Raw genomic sequence first — 417 nt, 5'->3', positions numbered from 1 at the left:
CGCGCACGCCGGTCGACGTGTTCCCCGATCTCAACAAGCCCACCGTCACCCTGATGACGGAGGCGGGCGGCATGGCCGCGGAAGAGGTCGAACAGCTCATCACCTTCCCGCTGGAAACGACCATGAACGGCCTGCCGGGGGTGGAGAGCGTGCGCTCCGTCTCCAGCGCCGGGCTGTCGTTCATCTACGTCACCTTCGACTGGAGCACGGAGATCTTCCGTGCCCGGCAGATGGTGTCCGAGCGCCTCGGCGCGATGGAGGAGGGCCTTCCGCCCGGCATCACGCCGCGCATGGGCCCGGTCAGCTCCGTCATGGGCGAGATCCTGCAGATCGCGATCCCCATCGGCGCCCGCCCGGATGCGCCGCCCGGCGCGCCCGCGCTGTCGGCCATGGAGGTGCGCGAATATGCCGACTGGG

General features: G+C 69.8%; 1 protein-coding gene. It reads left to right on the top strand.

Translation table 11 applies throughout. The features are described 5' to 3' along the window. Nucleotides 1-417, top strand: a 417-nt coding sequence (locus GVL52_RS29565) for an efflux RND transporter permease subunit (protein WP_200848037.1), incomplete at both ends; no start/stop codon positions are given.

Origin of the sequence: Rhizobium sp. 18055 (assembly GCF_902706285.1) — a bacterium.
GTDB lineage: Bacteria > Pseudomonadota > Alphaproteobacteria > Rhizobiales > Rhizobiaceae > Rhizobium.
Note: the sequence above shows the minus strand (reverse complement) of the source record. Positions and strands in the feature narration are given on the sequence as shown.